Annotated in this window: 19 protein-coding genes; 12 read left to right on the forward strand and 7 right to left on the reverse strand. The window is 47.2% G+C overall.

Annotated elements, in window-relative coordinates; genetic code table 11:
* Positions 1-53 precede the first annotated feature (53 nt).
* Positions 54-368: a circadian clock protein KaiB gene (kaiB, locus tag AC5JR3_RS05930; RefSeq protein ID WP_495843973.1), complete on the reverse strand. Its 315-nt coding sequence runs from the start codon at positions 366-368 to the stop codon at positions 54-56.
* A gap of 33 nt (positions 369-401) precedes the next feature.
* A complete protein-coding gene (locus tag AC5JR3_RS05935; RefSeq protein ID WP_495843975.1) occupies positions 402-1,343 on the reverse strand; it encodes a circadian clock protein KaiA in 942 nt (313 codons plus the stop codon).
* A 294-nt stretch (positions 1,344-1,637) separates the two neighbouring features.
* Here AC5JR3_RS05935 and AC5JR3_RS05940 point away from each other — a divergent pair, with 294 nt between their 5' ends.
* From AC5JR3_RS05940 to AC5JR3_RS05955, 4 genes are all read left to right on the forward strand, one after another.
* Entirely contained in the window at positions 1,638-4,835 is a 3,198-nt protein-coding gene (locus AC5JR3_RS05940; RefSeq protein WP_495843977.1) for an ATP-binding protein, read from the forward strand.
* 4 nt (positions 4,836-4,839) lie between these two features.
* Complete coding sequence (locus tag AC5JR3_RS05945; protein ID WP_495843979.1) at positions 4,840-5,040, forward strand: hypothetical protein; 201 nt, start codon at positions 4,840-4,842, stop codon at positions 5,038-5,040.
* 15 nt (positions 5,041-5,055) lie between these two features.
* Complete coding sequence (locus AC5JR3_RS05950) at positions 5,056-5,256, forward strand: hypothetical protein (RefSeq protein WP_495843981.1); 201 nt, start codon at positions 5,056-5,058, stop codon at positions 5,254-5,256.
* Positions 5,257-5,554: 298 nt separating this feature from the next.
* The gene (locus tag AC5JR3_RS05955; RefSeq protein ID WP_495843983.1) at positions 5,555-6,376 is read left to right on the forward strand and encodes a hypothetical protein; all 822 of its coding nucleotides are present in this window, start codon (positions 5,555-5,557) and stop codon (positions 6,374-6,376) included.
* A gap of 105 nt (positions 6,377-6,481) precedes the next feature.
* Here the strand turns inward: AC5JR3_RS05955 and AC5JR3_RS05960 are convergent, their stop codons facing one another.
* Entirely contained in the window at positions 6,482-6,706 is a 225-nt protein-coding gene (locus tag AC5JR3_RS05960; RefSeq protein WP_495843985.1) for a DUF4058 family protein, read from the reverse strand.
* Positions 6,707-6,870: 164 nt separating this feature from the next.
* Here AC5JR3_RS05960 and AC5JR3_RS05965 point away from each other — a divergent pair, with 164 nt between their 5' ends.
* Positions 6,871-7,119, forward strand: a complete 249-nt coding sequence (locus AC5JR3_RS05965) for a hypothetical protein (protein ID WP_495843987.1) — start codon at positions 6,871-6,873, stop codon at positions 7,117-7,119.
* Here the strand turns inward: AC5JR3_RS05965 and AC5JR3_RS05970 are convergent.
* The 3 genes from AC5JR3_RS05970 to AC5JR3_RS05980 all read right to left on the reverse strand — a co-directional run bounded on the left by AC5JR3_RS05970 (position 7,060) and on the right by AC5JR3_RS05980 (position 10,598).
* Positions 7,060-7,344 carry a hypothetical protein gene (locus AC5JR3_RS05970; RefSeq protein ID WP_495843988.1) on the reverse strand — a complete coding sequence of 95 codons (285 nt, stop codon included), beginning with the start codon at positions 7,342-7,344 and terminating at the stop codon, positions 7,060-7,062. The genes AC5JR3_RS05965 and AC5JR3_RS05970 overlap by 60 nt on opposite strands.
* A 57-nt stretch (positions 7,345-7,401) precedes the next feature.
* Positions 7,402-9,432: an ArnT family glycosyltransferase gene (locus AC5JR3_RS05975; RefSeq protein ID WP_495843990.1), complete on the reverse strand. Its 2,031-nt coding sequence runs from the start codon at positions 9,430-9,432 to the stop codon at positions 7,402-7,404.
* A gap of 233 nt (positions 9,433-9,665) precedes the next feature.
* Positions 9,666-10,598, reverse strand: a complete 933-nt coding sequence (locus tag AC5JR3_RS05980; RefSeq protein ID WP_495843992.1) for a DUF1350 family protein — start codon at positions 10,596-10,598, stop codon at positions 9,666-9,668.
* A 179-nt stretch (positions 10,599-10,777) separates the two neighbouring features.
* Between AC5JR3_RS05980 and AC5JR3_RS05985 the strand changes: the two genes are divergently transcribed.
* Both AC5JR3_RS05985 and AC5JR3_RS05990 read left to right on the forward strand, forming a co-directional pair.
* Positions 10,778-11,623 (forward strand): hypothetical protein, encoded by an 846-nt coding sequence (locus AC5JR3_RS05985; protein WP_495843994.1) that lies wholly within the window; start codon positions 10,778-10,780, stop codon positions 11,621-11,623.
* Between the two features lie 205 nt (positions 11,624-11,828).
* Positions 11,829-12,701 carry an Rpn family recombination-promoting nuclease/putative transposase gene (locus AC5JR3_RS05990; RefSeq protein ID WP_495843995.1) on the forward strand — a complete coding sequence of 291 codons (873 nt, stop codon included), beginning with the start codon at positions 11,829-11,831 and terminating at the stop codon, positions 12,699-12,701.
* 107 nt (positions 12,702-12,808) lie between these two features.
* Here the strand turns inward: AC5JR3_RS05990 and AC5JR3_RS05995 are convergent, their stop codons facing one another.
* Entirely contained in the window at positions 12,809-13,366 is a 558-nt protein-coding gene (locus AC5JR3_RS05995) for a hypothetical protein (RefSeq protein WP_495843997.1), read from the reverse strand.
* Between the two features lie 268 nt (positions 13,367-13,634).
* Between AC5JR3_RS05995 and AC5JR3_RS06000 the strand changes: the two genes are divergently transcribed.
* The 5 genes from AC5JR3_RS06000 to AC5JR3_RS06020 all read left to right on the forward strand — a co-directional run bounded on the left by AC5JR3_RS06000 (position 13,635) and on the right by AC5JR3_RS06020 (position 20,424).
* On the forward strand, positions 13,635-13,985 hold the full coding sequence (locus AC5JR3_RS06000) for a DUF565 domain-containing protein (RefSeq protein WP_495843999.1): 351 nt from the start codon (positions 13,635-13,637) through the stop codon (positions 13,983-13,985).
* Between the two features lie 152 nt (positions 13,986-14,137).
* Positions 14,138-15,226: a glycerate kinase gene (locus AC5JR3_RS06005; RefSeq protein ID WP_495844001.1), complete on the forward strand. Its 1,089-nt coding sequence runs from the start codon at positions 14,138-14,140 to the stop codon at positions 15,224-15,226.
* 145 nt (positions 15,227-15,371) lie between these two features.
* Complete coding sequence (locus AC5JR3_RS06010; protein WP_495844003.1) at positions 15,372-16,991, forward strand: sensor histidine kinase; 1,620 nt, start codon at positions 15,372-15,374, stop codon at positions 16,989-16,991.
* Between the two features lie 180 nt (positions 16,992-17,171).
* Entirely contained in the window at positions 17,172-19,829 is a 2,658-nt protein-coding gene (locus AC5JR3_RS06015) for an EAL domain-containing protein (RefSeq protein WP_495844005.1), read from the forward strand.
* Between the two features lie 25 nt (positions 19,830-19,854).
* Positions 19,855-20,424, forward strand: a complete 570-nt coding sequence (locus AC5JR3_RS06020) for a Uma2 family endonuclease (protein WP_495844006.1) — start codon at positions 19,855-19,857, stop codon at positions 20,422-20,424.
* Positions 20,425-20,511 lie beyond the last annotated feature (87 nt).

The following is a 20,511-nucleotide window of genomic DNA, read 5'->3' on the forward strand; positions in this document are numbered from 1 at the left end:
CAAATCCAGTTATCATAATAGCTCAAAAGTTATAATTGAAAATTAGTAAGGATTTAAGAACCTGTTTCATTTTCACGCAACTCTTCATAAAGTAAATCTAAACCGATCAAGACTTTTTCCCGATCGGAAAGGTCACCAATAATTTTATGAACTGGCGGCGGCAAAACTTTTGATAAAGTTGGAGTTGCCAATATTTTATCTTCTTCAGCGAGTTGAGGGTTTTTTAGGACATCAATAACTTTCAAGGCATAAACTCCTTGAAACTCCTGTTCAAGGATATCTTTGAGTGTTTTTAAAGCCCGTACAGAGTTGGGAGTGTTCCCAGCCACATAGAGTTTGAGAACGTAAGTTTTCTTTAGCGGACTCATACTAAATTTAAGGTTTGGATTTATTGTTTTTAATTAGCTGTTTTTGAAGTTTAGTTCGTCACTCATTGGCTGTTCTCTAGGAATTGAGCGGCGGTACATTTCACACAGGTGAGCAATTATATCAATTAATGTTAAGCGATAGTCCAGCAATATGTCTTCGCTTCTGTTTTCTAGTTGAAGCTGCTTAGAAAATTCCTCGATCAATTCCATGTGAATTTCTACAATATGAGAAACTGGAACGTCGGCAAAAAATATCCTATCGACGAAATTATCAATTTTTTGGTTTAGAGCATTATCTGGCAAGAAGTACTCAAGCAGGATTTGTCGATACTCAGCTTCTAGATGCTCTAAAAGCTGTTGCTTTTCGCTATCAGGCAGATGACGTAAGAATTGTTGGGGATTTCTCTTGTAGTACACACCTAGGTATCCTAGTCGCTCTTGCAGTTTGTCTGACAGCCGACGCTGCTGCTGTTGGATGAAATTTTGGGTTGAGAGCGATCGCTGCAAATCATCAGTATCGTCGAACTTAGGAAGGATACAGGTGGGTGCGAGATTGAGAAATTGCGCGATCGCCTGATCAATAAAAGACTTAATGTCACTCCCTTGCGTCTGATCAAGGCGCACCTCTGCTGAGTGAAATAGATGGGTTGCGGGCTTGGGAGAAGTATGAGGTTGGGCGGTGGAGAGCGTCAACAAAGAGGATTTACCAAAATCGCTGCCCGTGGTTGGAGTGAAAATTACGACAGGTAAGAGGATACCTTGCTCCTGTAGGTAGTTGAGCGTCGGTAGGAGCGAGCGATCCTCCTGCACAACTAAACAATCAAGCTGTTGCTTATATTGCTCAACAGTCTTAAAAAAATCCTTTTCCGATTCAGTGAAGTGTAACTGATAACGATCGCCATGCAAGCACTGCCTCAGAGATTGAGCCAGTGACCCAGAGTACACAAAACTACAGATGGTAAGTTGAGAAGGCAAAGTAAGAACCGACCAAGAAACAAATAAGTGGCTGGCAACATCAGATCATGTAGAAGCGATCGCTTCAGATGAAAATCAGTGTTGTAATACTTAACATGATTTCAAATCATCTCAGAAATGTAAGTAATTGTAATTGCTTTGTCCTATCCCCCCCCGATCGAGAGCAATAATTAAGCAGTAGTTTGTAAAAGTGAGCTGAAAGACCGTCTTCCAAATTGGTTAACTATTTATCAAACTTTTAATAAGGATGTGCAACTGCATTAGCGCTTCCTATCACGTATAACCCAATCGATCATGCCCACATCCACTCTCAGTCTAAAAGAATTTACTAAACCCGTTGCTTATGCCGAGCCAACAACTAGGCTAGCTGACGCGCTGGAAATTCTGCGCTCCTCTGGGTGCGACACTTTGGTTGTGGTAAGCAAGCCGCGACATCCATTGGGAGTATTAAACCTCCACAGCCTCCTGATTGATCTGCTACCCCCTCACCCTGGTCAGGCAGAGGCTATCGATGTTCAGGCTCCCTTGTCTGAACTCCAGTCGCCTCACATCGAGACTTTAGCAATTTTATCAGCCCAGCTCCCGTTGAGTCAGTTTTGGTCAGAGGTTCAGAACCGTCCCGAGCTAGCAACAAACCAGCCTTGGGGAATCATCAATCCCGACGGCAGTATTGTGGGGCTTTTAGATAGCAAGCGCTTATTGCAGTATCTAGCAAAAACCCAGCGCGATCGCTCCCCCATAGCCACCCCAGCAATTGAGGAGGGTGAATCATCCCCAATCCCGCTTCTCAATCCCCTAATGCAACTGCTGGAACAACTGCCTCTACCCCTCATGCTGCACACCAGTACAGGGCAGTTGCTAACTCGCAATCGCCTTTGGCGACAAGAAATTGGACTGATACCAGAACTAGAATGGCTCGATCGTCAGGCGGCGGAGGTTAATCTTACCCCGTTGGAATCATCGGCTAACGAGGGCTATGAAGCAGCAGAGCCTTTAGAGCCGCCTTATGGCATGAGGGACGATGCGCCTACGGCAACCGCGTCCAGACTCAGGGTGATGACATCCGTATCAAGACTCACCCCCACAAGTAGTCCGACCTACTGGGAAGCCTCAGCGGTCATATCTGACACCCAAAACCCCATCGGCAAGCGTACCTGGCAATTCGTCAAAGTACCACTATCGGATTGGGTTGCCAAACAAGCAAGCCAATTTAGCCTGCCTCTGAGTCCTAACTCTCCTTCCCTAACGCCTGACCTTTACCTGGTGATGGCAACAGACATTACAGAGCAGCAGCAGCTTGCCAAAGAATTGGCGGCAAAAAATGCCGATTTAGTCCAACTCAATCGCTTTAAAGACGAATTTTTAGCCTGCATCAGCCACGAACTCAAGACTCCCTTAACCGCAGTACTCGGTTTGTCCCAGTTGCTCAAAGAGCAAATGCTGGGCAAACTCAACGACCGTCAAGCCCGCTATGCACGTCTGATTCATGAGAGCGGGCGTCAGTTGATGGGCGTCGTCAATGACATTTTGGATTTGACTCGCATGGAGACGGGACAACTGAAGCTGACGCTGGAGCCTGTGCAGATTCGGCAAGTATGCGATCGCGCCTATACCCAGGCACTGCAACGATTGACGGAAAAAGACTCCCACTCTCAACACTCACCAATTGACACCCCCTTCACCCTGGAAGTAGAACCGGGTTTGGAGTCAATCGTGGCAGATGAATTGCGCTTGCGCCAAATACTCGTGCATTTGCTCTCCAATGCCATCAAGTTCACCGATCTGGGAGGCAAAACTGGATTAAAAGTCAGCCGTTGGCAAGGGTGGATTGCCTTTACCGTGTGGGACACAGGTCTGGGCATCCCCCCCGAAAAACAGCACCTCATCTTTCAAAAATTCCAACAGCTCGAAAATCCCTTAAACCGTCGCTTTGAGGGCACAGGCTTAGGGCTGGTGCTGGCTCAACGCTTGGCACACTTGCACGGTGGCGATGTCTCCTTTGTGTCCCAAATCGACAAGGGCAGCGAATTCACTCTGCTTTTGCCACCTTGTCCCCCCCCATTAGCGGTGACGCCTGAAGCTAATGGCGATCGCAAAAGAGCCAACCATCGCCTTAGTAGTAGCAGTAGTAACCGCTTAGTCTTAATTGTCGAGGCGGTGCCGCAGTACATCGAGCAATTGACCCAACAGCTCAAAAACTTGGGCTACTGGGTAGTCGTTGCCCGCTCCGGGACAGAAGCAATCGAAAAAGGACGCCAATTACAACCTTGCGCCATCTTGCTCAATCCCCTACTGCCCCTGCTTTCTGGCTGGGATGTCCTCACCCTCTTCAAATCTGACCCTCAAACTCGCCATATTCCCATCCTTGTCACGGCAACCCAGGCAGAAAAACAGCGGGCGCACCAAAACAAAGCCGATGGCTTCTTGAGCTTGCCTGTTCGGGAAGATGCCTTACTGCAAAGCTTGAACCGCATCACCAAGCACCAGCCTAGCTTGCATAATAGTTTGACGATTTTGTATCTCACTAACGGCGACAGCAAAACTCCTTACCTATCCCGTACCTCAACTGAGCCAGTTGCTGTTGGTGTGACGGAGGTTGGGGAGGCTGTAGCTCCGACATTACAGTACGATAACCGCCCCGACTTATACGAAGCCCTCGATCATCAGCCTTCTCCTTTGAGTTCTCATTGTCGAGTTCTCGAAGCTGACGATTTAGAGCAAGCCGAATTGTTAGCGCGGGTGTGGCATCCAGATGTGGTGGTATTGGAGAACGTGGGTCACTTCGATCCCGTGAGTTATCTAGAACAGTTGAGCCAGTATAGCGGTTTAGCCTCTCTTCCCCTGGTGACCCTGGACTATCAAACGACAGAAGCCGCCAATCACGTCACAGGTCTTGCGGTGTTTCCCTGTTTAGCCCCCAATGATCAACAAAAGACTTCTGCCTTGTTGCAGGTTATCCAAGTAGCAGCAGGTATCAGTTGGCAACCCAGTATCTTAGTCTTGGAAGCGGGAACACTGCCCGTTTCCGTCCCGACTCTGGAATGCGACCTGCTCCCAGAAAATCTAGAATTGAGCGATCGCCAACCAAGCTGCACCACGCTTGACAGTTTCCATCCGGCTAGTGAGTGGCTGCAAGCCCTGACTCACTACCTGCAAACTGCTGGTTATCGAAGTTCCTTGTCGCGCTCTTGGGCGGAAGTGTCCCATCAACTGCAAGAGCAAAATGTTGACTTGCTACTGATTGATTTAAAAGACACTCCCACCCATCCCGATTTGTTGGAGGAGCTAATTTCACTGATTCAGCTCCCTAAGCGACCGCCTATTCTTGTCCTCGATCGCCGCTTGGATGCCCAACCGTTGGTGCTTGCTAAGGCAACTCCTTCTTCACCGGAGTTAGAGCCGTTGTTGAACGCTGTCGCTACCCAAATTCTGCGAGGACATTCTCAGTCAATGGCAGAGTTGTTAGAGGTGATCAAGCAGATGTTGAATTGACGTGATGGTAATGAGCGTAACTACCGTTCATGCAGTTGTCGGCATCCATAACTTTATCTTGGTCGTGTTTTACACGGGTCAGACTCAGGTTTGGCAGTTCCGAGTCGTCTCTGCTGGTGGCGCTGTATTTGGAGAGCAAAAGATTTACTTTAGTGCCGAAGCTGCATTAAAAGCCGGACGGGAGTGGATTGAGGCGGGAAATTGAAAAGCGATCGCTCTGTTGGGTTTTCCTGAAGAAAGAGCGATCGCTTTTTCATTGACTAATATTTGGGTTGTATGTGGGCAAGTTCGACAATTGGAGTCTGTAACCAATCTTGAGAATCGAACGATTACAGCCTTGGCATGGGATGGCAACGCCAGCAGTTTGTGGGTTGGGACAGATTTGGGGTTATTTCGCCTGGTGAGTCAGGATAATGGCTGAAAGATAGTTAATGAATTCAACGTCCACAACAGTGGCTTAGGGGCAAATCGAGTGAATGCGATCACGATTAGCACGGGTGAATCTGGCGAGACTAACTTGTGGGTAGGAACGCCTTGCGGATTGAGTTGTTACAGCTATTAACGTGAGTATGGTGTAGCGCACAACAAGATAATGTGTTTTCATAGGTAAACTAGGCTTGACTCTTGAAATGAGCTAATTTAAGCATCTCCCCTTGCTAGGAAAATGCGGATTGGCGACGAGCCTTATTCTTGATATTTGAAGCCAGATTTCGGAAAATATGGAAGTTTTGTTCAGTGCTGAAGTTATAGGAAACATTGTTGGAGCAATTTTGTCGTTCTTGTTCGGCATTCTTGTTGCCTATGCATCACAAATTTTAGGAGATAGGCGTCGAAGAGTACAAATTACGTACTCTAGAAAGATAGAAATTCCATTAACATTAGCAAGAGAAGAGCTTAAAAACAAACTTAAGATTTATTATGAAAACACAGAAGTTGACACTCTTTATTTCTTCAATTTAAAAATTGCAAATACAGGAAAAATAATTGTTAAAAACCAGATTTTTAGATGTGTATTTGCAGAAGGTACAACATCTATCGATCCGACTTTTCCCAAAATATCTACTATTCCTAAACATGAGGTAGGGCCTGTAATTCCAGATCAGGACGTGAATAGAATAAATGAGTATCGTTATACAATTGAAACACTAGGAGTAGGACAAATTGTAAGCATTGATTTTCTAACAGTCGGGAATAAAACAAGTGACTTTGAAGTTATATTCAAACCCAATCAAGAAGTTAACTTTTTAGAAAAAAATGTTATTTCCGAATCTCTTACGCTTGAAAATCATCTGTTCAATGTTATTACTAGTTTGCCCTTATTTTACGTTGTTGTGCAAACTGCATCTCTCATACCTTTTATAGGGGGAGGGCTAGGGGCAATTGCAGGTTTGCCTATCATCTTAAATGCTTTACGGTCACTCCCTAGTGTAATTTCTTTTATTGTGCAAAGTATGCAACATCCAAAAAGTAAGTATAATATTAATATTGCTACAGGAACAGATATCAGTATTGGTGATAATTATCAGAAACAGAACACCTAATATCAAAGTTACAAGGCTAAAGTTCGGATGATCTAGAGCATAATAGCTCTGCCATAAAAGAGTGCTTATTATAATTATCCTAGCTTATTGTGATTGTGGAACAGGCTACACTGAATAATTAATAACAAGGGCTATAGCTGCCTCCTGGTAAACTTGTCTCAAGACCTCAGATAGAGTCACAACAGGTTCTTGGTCTGGTGGCTGCAAAGGAAGCAAGAATTGGGGAATTGATTCGCGCACATTAAACGGGTAGAGTTCAGCTTCGGGACGGAGATTAGCCCGACTGACCAGAATGCGGTAGTCTGAGCGAATTGCTTCTGCCATTGGCATAAAGTTCCCCGTCCTCAGCAGATCGATTTCAACTGGACAATCAATGACTCGGTTAACCCAGATGAGGCAGTCGCTAGGGGGACGGCTGTTCTGGGGGCAAGGCTGTGCGGCTATTTAGCCACTTCCCGTCCTGCTAGAGAGGTTCGGGTCAAGATATTCAGGAGATGGAAGCAGTTGGCTCCACCGATGAGGTAGCCATCCTGGTACAGTTTGATCCCCTCAGCGATCGCGAACACACCTATCGCATCTATATCCGTCCCCAGAGCGAACAACGAATTATCGAAAACATCCCGGAACAGAACACGGGCGATCCTCGCTCCTTACGGGATTTCATCATTTGGGGAATTGAGAATTTAAATACCGAGAAGAGGCATTACCTGCGTCATCAACCATTTAGGCACATAACCAATTAGGATGCCAATGGTGAGGGAGAAAGCCCAACCACTCAGCATGAGACCGAGTAACTCTGGCTGTTGGGGAAAAACAACGGGAAGGGATTTTCCGACTAGGAACATAGCCAGCGCCACCCATGGGGATAGCTCACCTAGCTCAAATCCCATTTTGACCGCTGCTACAGTAACAACGACCAGCGACATATAAAACAATGGCATCATCTGGACAGAGATCAGCTCAAGCATGCTAATTCACCTCAAAGTAACCGTTGATTGTAGCTAGCCGAACTGGAAGGAAATACGTCATGTTGAGGTTGAGTAATTCGGAGTTTCAGGGCTAGCTTTTTTCCTCGACCGATCATCTTCAACCTCGCCGGGATCTAGGAATCCTTGCTTCCCATTAGGATAGATGGCGACAACTTCCTGGGGTAAGACACGGATCAACTCATAACCACCAGCCACCTCTAGAGTTCGGTATTGATTGGGCTGAAGTCCGATGCGGCTTATATCTTTTGGACGCCCCAACATTAAGAAGGATGTTGGTTCTTTCTCTTGCTGACTGGTGCTGGTGATGTACTCTGATACGCCTTCTGGTGAGAGGTAAATTACCGACCGCTGGCTGTAAAAGACGACACTGGGCTTTTTGAAGCCCACCATAATTAGCTCTTCCCGTGGTTTTGCCTCCTGAACGGCGCTAAATGACAGTTGCCGTAGTGGGAGCTGACGTTGAGTATCGATCAGGAAATAAGCCGGAGTCAACATAAAGATGAAAAACGCAATAAACCCGACAAAGTTGACACTCCAAAGCCAACGCCACCACGAGCGCCTTAGCAAACAAATTGTAGCGGCGATCGCTGTTAATGACCAAATAACGCCACCACGCCAGGGCAACCCGATTTGTTGCACCTGCTCAACTAAGTTAGGTGCAGCCGGATCGGGGCCAATTAAGCGAGGCATATAGAAACTTGCCGCCGCCACCGCGAACAAAAACAGCACATTAACAATGCCACTGATTAGGAGTGCTGAGTCCTGAGTCCTGAGTCGGGGAGAAAGTATGAAGGATGAAGGATGAAGTATGAAGGGTAAGAGGTTCTTCCCCGCTCCCCCGCTCCCCCGCTCCCCCGCTCCCTTAGCTTCTCCTACGCGAGAAATTTCCTCACTCCACAGCAGGGCGACTAAAATTGCGGCGGCTGGCATTAGGGGAAGAACATAGCTAGGGAGTTTGGTGACGGCAATGGAGAAGAAGCCAAAAATGCCCCCAAACCAAAATAGGGCAAATAGACCTAGGTGAGTTGAGCGGGGAGCCGCACGCCATCGTTCGCGTTGCCAAAACCGGATGCGGGCGATCGCTAACGGCAAATAAATCGACCAAGGAGCAAAGCCAACTAGCACGACGAGAAAGTAGAAATACCAGGGAGCGGAGTGACCGTTGACAACGTTGGTAAAGCGCTCAACGTTGTGATACCCAAAAAATGACTCAATGTAAGTTTTCGGGTTTGCCAACGTGACTAGGACGTACCAGGGCAACGCGATCGCGACAAAAATTAAGCCGCCCCGTATTGGTCGCGTTTCCTTTAAAACCTCCCAGAACTTTCCCAGGTAAAGCAGGAACGCACCCACAACCAGCACAGGTAGGACAATTCCCACTGGCCCTTTAGTTAAAACCGCGAGGGCAGATAGGACGTAAAACGCCAGATACCAAACTGATGAGGGGATGGGGGTATGGGAAATGGGGCGAAGGTCTTCTCTCCCTGGCTCGTTCTGGGCATAACCGATAAAAAAGCACAACAGCGCCATGCCGATACAAGCACTTAGCAGCATATCGGAGACACCCGTATGCGCCCAAACAATCGTTTCTGGGGTGAAGGCGATGATCGCAGAACCCAGCCAAGCAGAGAGCCACAATTGACGCTGACGCGCTCTGATTTTTAGAGGTTGACGGCTGGAATCATCTGACTGAACAGCAGCCGGACGAGTAAAGCCAAAATATCGCAGCGTGTAGAACCCCAAAACCATCAGCGCGATCGCCGCGAGTGCCGAAGGGAGTCTGACAGCCCATTCATTAACCCCAATCAGTTTGTAGGCGATCGCCTGAGTCCAGTAGATCAAGGCGGGTTTATCAAACCGCGTCTCCCCATTGAAGTAAGGGGTAATCCAGTCACCCGTTTCTAACATCTGACGAGAAGCTTCAGCAAACAAGGGTTCCGTCTCATCCACCAAACCGATGCTGCCCAAATTCCACAAAAAAGCCAAAGCGCTGATTAGTAGCAACCACAGAACCGAAAACCCCCAGGCGATCGCTGGTTGTTTCTCATAGGATTTCCACCAATCCATTACCGCGTACTTCACCCTAAAGTCCATGCAACTCCCGCTTTACCCATTCCGGATCAGCAAACTCAATAAAGCGCAACAATTAGTTTAATCTAGCCGTAAACGTAACAGTTACTCCTATTGAGTGAGCCGATTTCCTTGACTTGGCTAAGGTTAGCAAGTTCCAGAGCAAAGCGGCTCATCCTCCAATTCCTTGGGATCAGGATGTGGGGTGAGGGCAATCCCGTCAGAGTCAATCAGCACTGAACGAGTAAGCGCTGATAACTATCTAACGTTTGCAGCGTTGTCGCTTCGAGTTGACGACGATCAATTGGCTGAAAAAATTTGTCGAGTAGATTGAAGTCGGCAACATAATTGCCCATCTGCATTCCCACAGGTTCTAGATGCTTACCGCTGATATTTTGAGCTGGGATAGATTGCTCTTTGAGGAGGCGATCGCAAGTTTCCCTAGCAATATCGTCATCTTGAAAACGGATAACCTCCATCAGGTTAAAAGATTGGCTACGAGAGACTAACTTATGAGTTTGTTCAATAGTGGGAAAGACTTGCACACCCAGACTTGCAAAAGACTTTGCCAAAGAGCGAATGGGAATAGCGTCGTTAAGGTCTGTAATCACGGGAGCAATCAACAATGAAGCTTCATTGGCGATCCCAGGTGTACCAAAATCTATTGATCTTCCTGTCCACTGCTGAATATCCTGTTCGATTTGCCTCAATTGCAACGATAGACGTTCGATGCCAGATTGAATGACTTGATATTGAACCGGATCAACGGCGATCGCTTCCATGCAAGCTTTCACTCTATCTAAGCCATCGTTAAGGATTTCTAGCAAAATTACATATTTGCATCCTAGACTATGTCCTACCCAAACATAGTTAGAGGATTTGAGGTAAATCTCATAGTCGTAGACTTGTGAATTGCCATATCCAGTGATGTGGTTGATGATCTCTTGACGAACCCGATAATGTTCTTCAAGTAAATCAAGCGCCACAGACCAATGATGCATCGTAAAGCGAAAAGGCAGGGCAATAATCGTGTAGCCTGCATCAAATAAAGTATTGAGAAAATAGCGATAGTAGACGGTCGGAACACTCCCAAAAAAAGCGCCACCAATAAACTGAATAATTCCTTTAGGTTGGGGGTGAATAGCGACCCAACTATGAAACATGGGCTGAAATTTGAATATTCTTTTGTTAGGAGTCATTTAATAAGTTCCAGTACTTAAAGATATAGTCAAATATTGGCACTAATGAAACTTTGAAAAGTCACCCTCGTGGGTACTGTCTCCATCCATAAAATTTTGCAAACTATAAGGAGAACGAACTAAGTGACAGGAGAAAAAATTCAATGGCTATTTCCACTACTGTTTCTAGCTATGAACTGTTGGTAAAAGCTTTGGTACAACCAGAGGCAGATATTTTAGGGGCAGGTCGCACGATTATCCAGGGATATTTCTTGTCCATCAGCAACTTGAATACGAATAGTGCCGTCAGTTTGCGACTGAATTTCAGAGCACAAACGCCTGATCTTAACAGTCTTCCCGTGATAGCTTTTTGGGATATTAATGGCGTTAATGAATTCTTGAATCCAATAAGTGCGATCGCCACAAATCGAACCTATCAAGTGACAGTTGGTGCGGGAGATACAGGACTATTTATTCTGCAACCTGATGTGCGCGATCGCGGCATTGTAGAAAATGCTAATTTTGAGTTGCGGGGATATCTAACTACATCCTTAAGTGCCCCCTTTGGTTCCACTTCCTATAACCTGCTGTTGACGCCTCAGCAGCGAGGAACCTTCTTACCAAATGGCTTCCGTATTCCAGCAAATCCGCCCAGAGGTACGAATCGCCTAGACTTTGATCAATTGGCGTATACTCTCCCAACCGCAATGGGTGGCGCGCAAGTAACATTGAGCCAGATCAGATTCCCCAACTTTCCCATCGGAACTATCCAGATTCCGGAACTGCTGGAACTAGATCCGGGACTGTTGCAAATCATTCGTGAAAACCCGAATCTCCTTAACTTGAATGGCAATAATGGAGTTTCTGCGGTTGGGCGCAGTCTGGAAAATGGGGCGATCGCCGCTCAGAGTGAGAGCCTACAGCAGGTATTGAGCCTGATGAGTGAGCGCATTGAAGGCATAGAAAAACAGATATCTACTGCCTCGTCAACCCCCTCTCCTATAGCGTGACGAACGCCTGAAATTTGTTTAGGGTAAAAGTTTATATTCCTTAAAGCGCAAAAATCCTGCCTTTCTGCTTCATTTCTAGCGGAGGGGCTGCTTCTTTTTGAAGAGCGCGAGCGCACTCTTCAATCTTCTTTTTGTTGAAAGCGCGATCGCGATCATCCCTCACGCCTTAGAATCAAAGTCGTCTAGCCCTCGATAGGGATTTTTTGTGAAAACCGACTCCCTGTTCTATCGACTTTTTCAAAGTGCGCCTACCATCTTCTTTGAGCTAATTGGGCAATCTCAAAATCAAGCCCAAGGCTATGTCTTTCGCTCCGTGGAACTCAAGCAAACCGCCTTCCGGATTGATGGCGTCTTCCTACCACCTCAAGATGCTCCCAATCCCATCATTTATTTTGTCGAAGTTCAATTTCAAAAAGATGAGCAACTCTATCGTCGATTATTTGCTGAGGCATTTCTGTTTTTGCAACAAAATCCTCAGATAGTCGATTGGCAAGCCGTTGCCATTTACCCAACGCGAAGTCAAGAGCCTACTGATACCCAACCCTATCGCGCCCTACTCAATAGCCCTCAGGTACAACGCATCTATCTCGATGAACTAGGAGACATTCAGGAATTATCGGTGGAGGTTGGACTAGTACGGTTAATCGTCGAACCACAAGAGCAGACAGTGGTACAAGCCCAGCAGTTGCTTGCACGAGTACAGCAAACAAAGCCAACCCATCTGTCTCAAGAAGCCATAATAGAGCTAATTGAAACCATTGTGGTTTATAAGTTTCCGCAATTGAGTCGGCAGGAGATTGCAGCAATGTTTGGCTTGAGTGAATTAAAGCAGACGCGGGTTTACCAAGAAGCACTGGAGGAGGGGAAGCAAGAGGGGAAGCAAGAGGGGAGGAAACAAGAGGGCGTTGCACTGGTTCTCCGTCAGCTCAATCGTCGAGTGGGGGCGGTAGCGCCAGAACTGCAAGCCCAAATTGAAGCCTTATCCTTGGCTCAAGTGGAAGCCTTAGCAGAGGCGCTGTTAGATTTTTCTGGAGTGGAAGACTTGGTGAGTTGGTTAGATACTTTTTCCCAAGATTAAGGCATCGAGCAACCAAAAAGCGTACACACTAAGTTGTATTGGGGCAGGACACAATGTGCCTTCCCAGATGAAAAGTTATGGCGAAGGTCTAATCTCACTTCCCCAATCTACTGCTGCAAAATAAGCCGCCATTGCCCTGTTTGTTGTTCCCAAACTGGCTCTGGTGTTTCGCCCACAACATAAGGGCCCCAGTAACGGCGGGAGCCATCTTGGGCAAAGGCAACGAGAACATCCCCCGGCTTGAGCTGCAAGTCCTCTTGGGGAAGTGAGAGAATTAACCCTTGGAGGCTACCTTCTCCGGGAGCAAAATCCCAGTGGGCAGGCTCGTTGTAGTTGGATTCTGAGCCTCGCGCTAGCAAAGCTATCCGCACGGGATGTTCTGTGGGATTTCCTGCCCGGAACGCGCCTTGACGTGCTTCCTTGTTGGAGGGTTGCGGTTGCGGGCTGCTTGTGGGGGAAGGAGAAGGGAGAGTAGCCGACAGTTCGTCTGCTTTTTCCAACAGCGGTGAACCTGTTGTTTGGGCCTTGGGAACAGATACTGTCTTCGAGTTACCCGGTTCCACCCAAACTCTCACCTGAAAACTTGCCAGGAACAACACTACTAATCCCACCAATAATGCGAAAATTGCTACAGGATAAGCTGTAGATTTAGTAAATTTTTTCATAATTTTTAACGTCCAGAGTCTGCACCACTGCCTCTAAATAAGTGGGCGAGAATAAATCAAACTTTGTGTTGTCCTGTAAAATTCATTAAATTGCTTCGTAGTCAGGGCTGGAGCGCTATTTTGAGGGCTAGAGCCATCACTACAAACCTCTAATTATTTACATGTCCTACTTAATAACTATATTTACGTTTTAGAACTCGCATTGCGAGGGTTAATAGGGTTGATTTACCAGTAGTTTGTCTAACATTAGAAGTAAAGAGCAGGGATTATGCAAAATACTCGCCTAAATAATCTTTTTGATACGATCGCAGATCGCTTAGGACGCACCTTTCGCAATCCCTGGCGGCGGGTTTCACTCGTTTTGGTGTGTCTGCTGTTTGGGGTTTTTCTCGGAACCGCAATTCCTACAACCGCCGGACAGACATCCAACTGGGACGTGCTTACCGCTGGAGTGTTGATTATCTTTACGGAAACCGTGAGTCGATTCACCTACAGCAGGCGGCGTGGGGAATCTGCTAAAGGTTCTCCTCAGCGATCGCTACTAGCTGACATGGTGAATTCTCTAAAGATTGGGTTAACTTACAGTATGTTTCTCGAAGCTTTCAAGCTCGGTTCGTAAGGAATAAAATAGTTTTTAGTTAGGGGCTTTTAGTAACTGAAAATCAATCAAAAAATTTTTATTGTTTTTACATAGGGCGTTTGAGCGTTTTTTGCTCCTAGTAGCTAACACCAAATAACTCAGAAATCCTCTTAGCTTCTAGTCTAGCCCTTATGTTGCAACCGCAAGAATCGCGCCTTTCTATTCTCAATCGCTGGATGGCAGGAGGGACTCCAACCCCGGAGGACTGGGAACAGCTAGCCGCAGCGATACTGGCAGATGGGCAACGGGCAAAGGCATTGGCGATCGCGCCGGAGAATGTGTTGGAAGTCGTGCGATCGCGATCGCGTTTATTTCAGTCTACCTACTCTGATGTCCTGCAATACCAGCAACAGGAGCTGCACCAGCAAGATGATAGCGTACTAGAAACGCTGTGGGAGTTGTGGCTCCCCCTCGCCCAGCAGCTCGCCGCCTCCCAAGAGCAACTTGGACGACCCTTGATTCAGGGAGTTTTGGGAGGACAGGGAACAGGTAAAACAACACTAGCTGCAGTTTTGCGCTTGATTTTGGCAAAATTGGGCAAATCTACCCTTTGCCTATCCTTGGATGACCTATATAAAACCTACCGCGATCGCCAACGCCTGCAAGCCCAAGACCCCCGCTTACTCTGGCGAGGGCCACCGGGAACCCATGATGTCCCGATTGGCTTACAGATTCTCGACCAATTGCGACAGCCGCAGCAACAAGCTATTTTTGTCCCTCGCTTTGATAAATCTGCCTACAACGGAATTGGAGATAGAACCGAGCCAGAACGGGTAGAAAACGTTGATATTGTCCTGTTTGAAGGCTGGTTTGTCGGCGTCCGACCTGTTGACCCCGCTGTATTTGATGGCTCTACTCCTCCCCCGATTCAAACTCCTGCTGACCGAGAATTTGCGCGGGATATGAATGCCCAACTGCAAGCCTACTTACCCCTGTGGGAGCGCTTAGACCGATTAATGGTACTTTTCCCCGTAGACTATCACCTCTCTCAGCAATGGCGGCGTCAGGCAGAGCAGCAAATGATCGCCGCCGGAAAATCTGGGATGACAGATGCTGAGATCGATCGGTTTGTGGAATATTTCTGGAAGTCCCTCCATCCAGAGTTATTTATCACACCGCTGACGACCAATCCTCAGCTAAGTGATTTGGTAATTGAAATTAATGCCGATCATCGTGCGGGTGCAGTTTATAAACCAGAGTCTCAAGCTAGGAAGGATTAAATTAGGAGTAAAAGCGGGGGAGGAGGGAAAAATCAACTAAGTGATTTGTGATGTCAAAAAGTTCAAACACTAGCATCTCACAGTACTTTTTGCTTTTGGTAGCCCGTTACAAATTTATTCTGAGTTTTTGATGAGGAGATGAGGCGTGGTTGAGAGAAAGGATAATTTTTGCAGCTCTAAAGGTAAGCGGCGCTTACGTAAACAAGCAAAAGTCTATGGGCGTGATAGTGAAGAACGTTTTCGCTCTATCATTCAGGCGGCTGGAAGTGTGATTATTCTTTTAGACCTAGAACACCACATTTTGGAGTGGAATCTAGCAGCAGAACGCCTCTATGGTTGGTCGAGACAAGAGGTTTTAGGGCAAGACTATTTTGAAATGTTTCTCCCTGCTGATGTTCAAGAGCTGGTTGCAGCAGACCACCAAAAGGTATTGGCAGGAACGCCAACAAGAAACTTTGAAAATTTTGTATTCGCTCGCGATCGCAGCCAAAAATACGTGCAGTGGAATGCCGATCGCCTATTAGACGCCAATAATCAACCTGTTGGAGTTGTTGTTTGTGGGCAAGATATTACACTTCGCAAACAAGCAGAAGAAGAACTAAGCTTACACAATCAGGAGCTATTGGCATCAAAACAGAGCTTGGAGGTGCAAAATGAGCAACACACCGCCCAATTACAATGTTTATTTAATCTACTGCCTGACTATATTTTTGTCGTTGAGCGTCAGACGATGGCTATTCCGTTTTGTAATGACATCTTTGCTCAGGGAATTGGTTTTGAAAATCGGCAGCAGGTGGAGGGAAAAACAGTTTTTGAGTGTTTTTTAGCGGCGGATGCGGAATATTTTGCCAAGCAAAATGAGCAAGTGTTCAGCTCCAAAGAAACCCTACATGTACAAGAAACGCTGGTGTTACAGAATCAGACCTATCACTTTGATACGTTTAAGATCCCGGTTAAAAATCAACAGGGCGAGGTTTTGTCACTCTTGGCGACTTCCCGTGATATCACCGAGCTGATTGAAACCAAGCAGGCATTATCCGAACGTACCGCACAGCTAGAAACGGTGAACCGAGAACTCGACTCGTTTTCCTATTCCGTTTCTCACGATCTTCGCGCTCCTCTGCGACATATCAGCGGCTTTGTCGGTGCTCTTCGGCAACGATTGGAGGCAGCAGGCACCCTTGATGATAAGACAAAGCACTACCTGGATGTCATCCACAAGAGCAGTCATAAAATGGGCGAATTGATCGATGGATTGCTAACCTTATCCCGACTAGGACGCAAAGAGTTGGCATGTAATTCCGTCGATTTGGCTCAACTGGTGGCAACGGCAATCCGGTTAGTCAATACGACGACCCCTAGGGAGAGAAAAGCAAGTCAAATCGAGTTTCAAGTAGGGGAGTTACCACTCCTGATGGGAGATGAAGCCCTGTTACAGCAAGTCTTTAGTAATTTGATTCACAATGCGGTGAAGTTTAGCCGCGATCGCCACCTAGCTAAAATTGAGATCGGTTCTCTCGCCGATGGCACAATTTTTGTGCGGGATAACGGGGTGGGTTTTCCCATGGAATATGCCGATCAGCTCTTTGGCGCGTTCCAGCGATTGCACTCACAAAAAGACTTTGAAGGCAGTGGAATTGGACTAGCAATCGTCCAGCGCATTGTACATCGGCATGGCGGTACAATCTGGGCGGATGCTAAGCCAGACCAGGGGGCAAGCTTTTACTTTAAACTGGGGCAAATGTTAAATGATACTCAGGATTAATCAACTACCCCAATGCGGAGAAGGTTAATCTTGGTTATGTTGGTAGCTATAGCAACGGTCAGACGAGTTAGGTTTATATGAATTTCCTAGAGATGTTCCGCCGGAATGTCTCTACCAGAGATGAATTATCCTTAGCGATGCGCCCACTGCTATATCTTTAAGACTTCATCTCGATAGACAATGGCACAACCGTCAACTCTGCATTTGTTGATTGTAGAGGATGTTTTAGAAGACGTAGAGCTGATTTTACTTGCCCTAGAAAGCGCAACCATGGAGTTTACCTATGATACCGCTGACACGGGTAATGTCTGCCAGCAGTTATTGCAAACCCAAGTTTATGATGCTGTCTTGTCGGATTATCGCCTGCCGGAGTTGAACGGCTTCCGGGCGTTGAGCTTGTTACAGCAATCCCAGCAAGAAATTCCGTTTATTTTGGTGACGGGAACCTTAGGGGAAGAGGCGGCGGTAGAGTGTATTAAGTCAGGGATGACGGATTATGTACTCAAAGACCGTTTGTTTCGTCTGCCCACAGTTTTAGAACGCGCCCTTCAGGAAGTTGAACTCCGTCGCCAGCAGCAAGCGGCGACGATCCGCATCCAGCAACAAGCGCAGCGGGAAACTATTATCAATCGCATTGTGCAGGCGATGCGCGAAACGTTAGTTTTAGATGAAGTACTGCAAACGACAGTGGATCAGTTGCATCAGGTGCTTCAGGTGAGTCGCTGTCTTATTTTTCAGCCTGACCCCAGTCACCAAATGCGGGCGAAATATGTGAGTGAAGCAACCGTGAAAGGGGAGAGTTTGCTGGGCGTTTATTGCGATTTTTATCGCTACTACCATGAGCTGCTTTCTGAAGGTCAGCAAGTAGTTTTCTCAAAAATTGATCGCAGTTGTGCCCCAGAAATTCAGCAATCGGCGAAGGAGTGTAATATCGGGGCAAGCTTAATTATGCCGTTGCTGTATCAGCAAGTGTATCTGGGGGGCATTAGCTTACATCAATGCGATCGCCCCCGTCAGTGGACAGATGATGAAATTGCTTTGGTCAAAGCGATCGCCGATCAGTGTGCGATCGCTATTCATCAAGTTGAGCTTTATCAACAAGCCCAAAACGAAATCACAGAACGCAAACGCGTAGAGTCCGCCCTCCGCAAAAGTGAGCAACGCTTTCGCGCCCTGATCGAAAACGCCAGCGACATGATCATCATTTTGGATGCCCACTACATCCTGCGTTATGTCAGCCCCTCCGCCAAGCGCATCCTCGGCTATGGTCTGAAAGAGGCGATCGGCAAGAGTGTATTTGACTTCATTCATCCAGACGATGTCCCCTTAGTAACGCAACTCCTAAACCAGGTCATTGCCAATCCAGGAGTCAGCCAGCCCTCCGTAGAGTATCGCGTTCGCCATCAAAATGATTCTTGGTGTATCGCTGAAGCTGTGGCTACAAACCTGCTTGATCACTCAGCCGTAGAAGGGATTGTCGTGAATTGCCATGACATTACCGAGCGCAAAATTGCCGAGGATCAACTGCGCTACGATGCCTTTCACAATCCCCTGACGGGATTGCCCAATCGGGAATTGTTTATGGATCGCTTAGAGCAAGCGATTAAGCGCAGCCAACGCCAGGATAATTGCAAATTTGCGGTTCTCTTCCTCGACTTAGACCGCTTTAAAGTCGTTAATGACAGTCTCGGTCATCTGGTAGGCGATCGCCTCCTCGTCGTTGTGGCACGTCGCTTGGAGCAATGTCTGCGTAGTGTCGATACCGCTGCCCGTTTAGGAGGTGACGAATTTGTCATCTTGCTGGAGGATATCGCTGATATCGATGACGCCACTCAAGTTGCCAACCGTATCCACCAAGAACTTATCCAACCGATCGTTTTAGACGAGCAAGAAATTTTTATCACCGCCAGCATCGGCATTGCCTTGAGTGCGGAAATTTACGACCAACCCGATCACCTTTTACGAGATGCCGACGCGGCAATGTACTGCGCCAAGGCACGGGGAAAAGCTTGTTATGTAGTATTTGATACATCCATGCATCTTCAGGCACGGCAGCGGTTGCAAGTCGAAAATGACCTGCGACGCGCCGTTGAGCGTCAGGAATTGGTGGCGCATTATCAACCCATTGTCTCGCTGCAAACTAATCAGATTTGTGGCTTCGAGGCGTTGGTTCGTTGGCAACATCCCTCGCGGGGGTTAGTTTTTCCAGGTGACTTTATCTTGATTGCCGAAGAAACAGGGCTAATTGTTGCCATCGATCAGTGGTTACTGCACCAAGCTTGCCAGCAGCTACATTTTTGGCAGCAGCGCTTTGCTACAAACCCCCCCTTAACCATGGGGGTCAATCTCTCCGGTAAGCAGTTTTCCCAACCCGATTTGATTCAAAAAATTGACCAAGTGTTACAAGATACGGGTATTGATGGACGTTGCCTAAATTTAGAAATTACCGAAAGCGCCCTGATTGAAAATGCCGAACTCGCCGCCGTGATGCTCAAAGAGTTGAAAGAACGCCAGATTCAGATATACATTGACGACTTTGGCACTGGCTATTCCTCCTTAAGCTATCTGCATCACTTTCCCATCGATACCTTGAAGATTGACCGCTCTTTTGTCAGCCGCTTGGGGGTGGAGGGAGAAAAGGATGAAATTGTGCGAGCGATCATAAATCTCGGCTTGAATCTCCGGTTAAATATCGTTGCCGAAGGTGTAGAAACTGCCGAACAAATGCAGCAGTTAAAGGCATTTGGCTGTCACTACGGACAAGGCTACTGGTTCTCTCGCCCTGTAGATGATCAAACAATCACGAGTTTGATGAGCAAGCAAATTGGGATTAGCTAATACCTAACACTCAAAGGTTCTAATTATGATTGCCTCCCCCCAACAGTCCCACCTCACGCCTGAAGAATACCTCCAGATGGAGGAACAAAGCCCACTCAAACACGAATACATTGATGGGCAAATCTACGCAATGGCAGGAGCAAGCGACCCCCACGTCACTATTGCCGGAAACCTTTTTGCCCTCCTCCGCAGCCATGTCCGAGGCTCTGGTTGCCGTGTCTATATCTCCGATATGAAAGCCCGAATCGAATCATGCAATCGATTCTACTACCCCGATGTCATGGTGACTTGCGACCCACGCGACCAAGAGACACCTACCTATAAGCGATTTCCTACTCTGATTGTCGAAGTTTTATCAGACTCCACGGAAGCCTTCGACCGAGGCGATAAATTTATCGATTACCAAGAACTAGAGAGTTTACGCGAATACGTCCTGATTAACACTAAGCGGCAGCGAGTCGAGTGCTTTTGCCGCAATGATGAAGGGCAATGGATCTTGCAGTTCTACACCCCAGCTCAGACATCATTTCGCCTCCGCAGTATTGACTTTGAAGGAACCCTAGAAGCGCTTTATGAGGACGTGATGTTTGATTGAATATCAAGTTACCAATCGGGAGCGGGGGAGCAGGGGTGCAGGGGAGCGGGGGTGCAGGGGAGCGGGGGTGCAGGGGAGCGGGGGTGC

It is taken from the genome of Kastovskya adunca, from assembly GCF_059505785.1.

What these genes read in the sequence shown, in the direction of transcription:
- kaiB (WP_495843973.1), bottom strand. Translation starts at nt 368, where the DNA reads ATGAGTCCGCTAAAGAAAACTTACGTTCTCAAACTCTATGTGGCTGGG.
- AC5JR3_RS05940 (WP_495843977.1), top strand. Translation starts at nt 1,638, where the DNA reads ATGCCCACATCCACTCTCAGTCTAAAAGAATTTACTAAACCCGTTGCT.
- AC5JR3_RS05945 (WP_495843979.1), top strand. Translation starts at nt 4,840, where the DNA reads ATGGTAATGAGCGTAACTACCGTTCATGCAGTTGTCGGCATCCATAAC.
- AC5JR3_RS05955 (WP_495843983.1), top strand. Translation starts at nt 5,555, where the DNA reads ATGGAAGTTTTGTTCAGTGCTGAAGTTATAGGAAACATTGTTGGAGCA.
- AC5JR3_RS05960 (WP_495843985.1), bottom strand. Translation starts at nt 6,706, where the DNA reads ATGCCAATGGCAGAAGCAATTCGCTCAGACTACCGCATTCTGGTCAGT.
- AC5JR3_RS05965 (WP_495843987.1), top strand. Translation starts at nt 6,871, where the DNA reads ATGGAAGCAGTTGGCTCCACCGATGAGGTAGCCATCCTGGTACAGTTT.
- AC5JR3_RS05970 (WP_495843988.1), bottom strand. Translation starts at nt 7,344, where the DNA reads ATGCTTGAGCTGATCTCTGTCCAGATGATGCCATTGTTTTATATGTCG.
- AC5JR3_RS05975 (WP_495843990.1), bottom strand. Translation starts at nt 9,432, where the DNA reads ATGGATTGGTGGAAATCCTATGAGAAACAACCAGCGATCGCCTGGGGG.
- AC5JR3_RS05980 (WP_495843992.1), bottom strand. Translation starts at nt 10,598, where the DNA reads ATGTTTCATAGTTGGGTCGCTATTCACCCCCAACCTAAAGGAATTATT.
- AC5JR3_RS05985 (WP_495843994.1), top strand. Translation starts at nt 10,778, where the DNA reads ATGGCTATTTCCACTACTGTTTCTAGCTATGAACTGTTGGTAAAAGCT.
- AC5JR3_RS05995 (WP_495843997.1), bottom strand. Translation starts at nt 13,366, where the DNA reads ATGAAAAAATTTACTAAATCTACAGCTTATCCTGTAGCAATTTTCGCA.
- AC5JR3_RS06000 (WP_495843999.1), top strand. Translation starts at nt 13,635, where the DNA reads ATGCAAAATACTCGCCTAAATAATCTTTTTGATACGATCGCAGATCGC.
- AC5JR3_RS06005 (WP_495844001.1), top strand. Translation starts at nt 14,138, where the DNA reads ATGTTGCAACCGCAAGAATCGCGCCTTTCTATTCTCAATCGCTGGATG.
- AC5JR3_RS06015 (WP_495844005.1), top strand. Translation starts at nt 17,172, where the DNA reads ATGGCACAACCGTCAACTCTGCATTTGTTGATTGTAGAGGATGTTTTA.
- AC5JR3_RS06020 (WP_495844006.1), top strand. Translation starts at nt 19,855, where the DNA reads ATGATTGCCTCCCCCCAACAGTCCCACCTCACGCCTGAAGAATACCTC.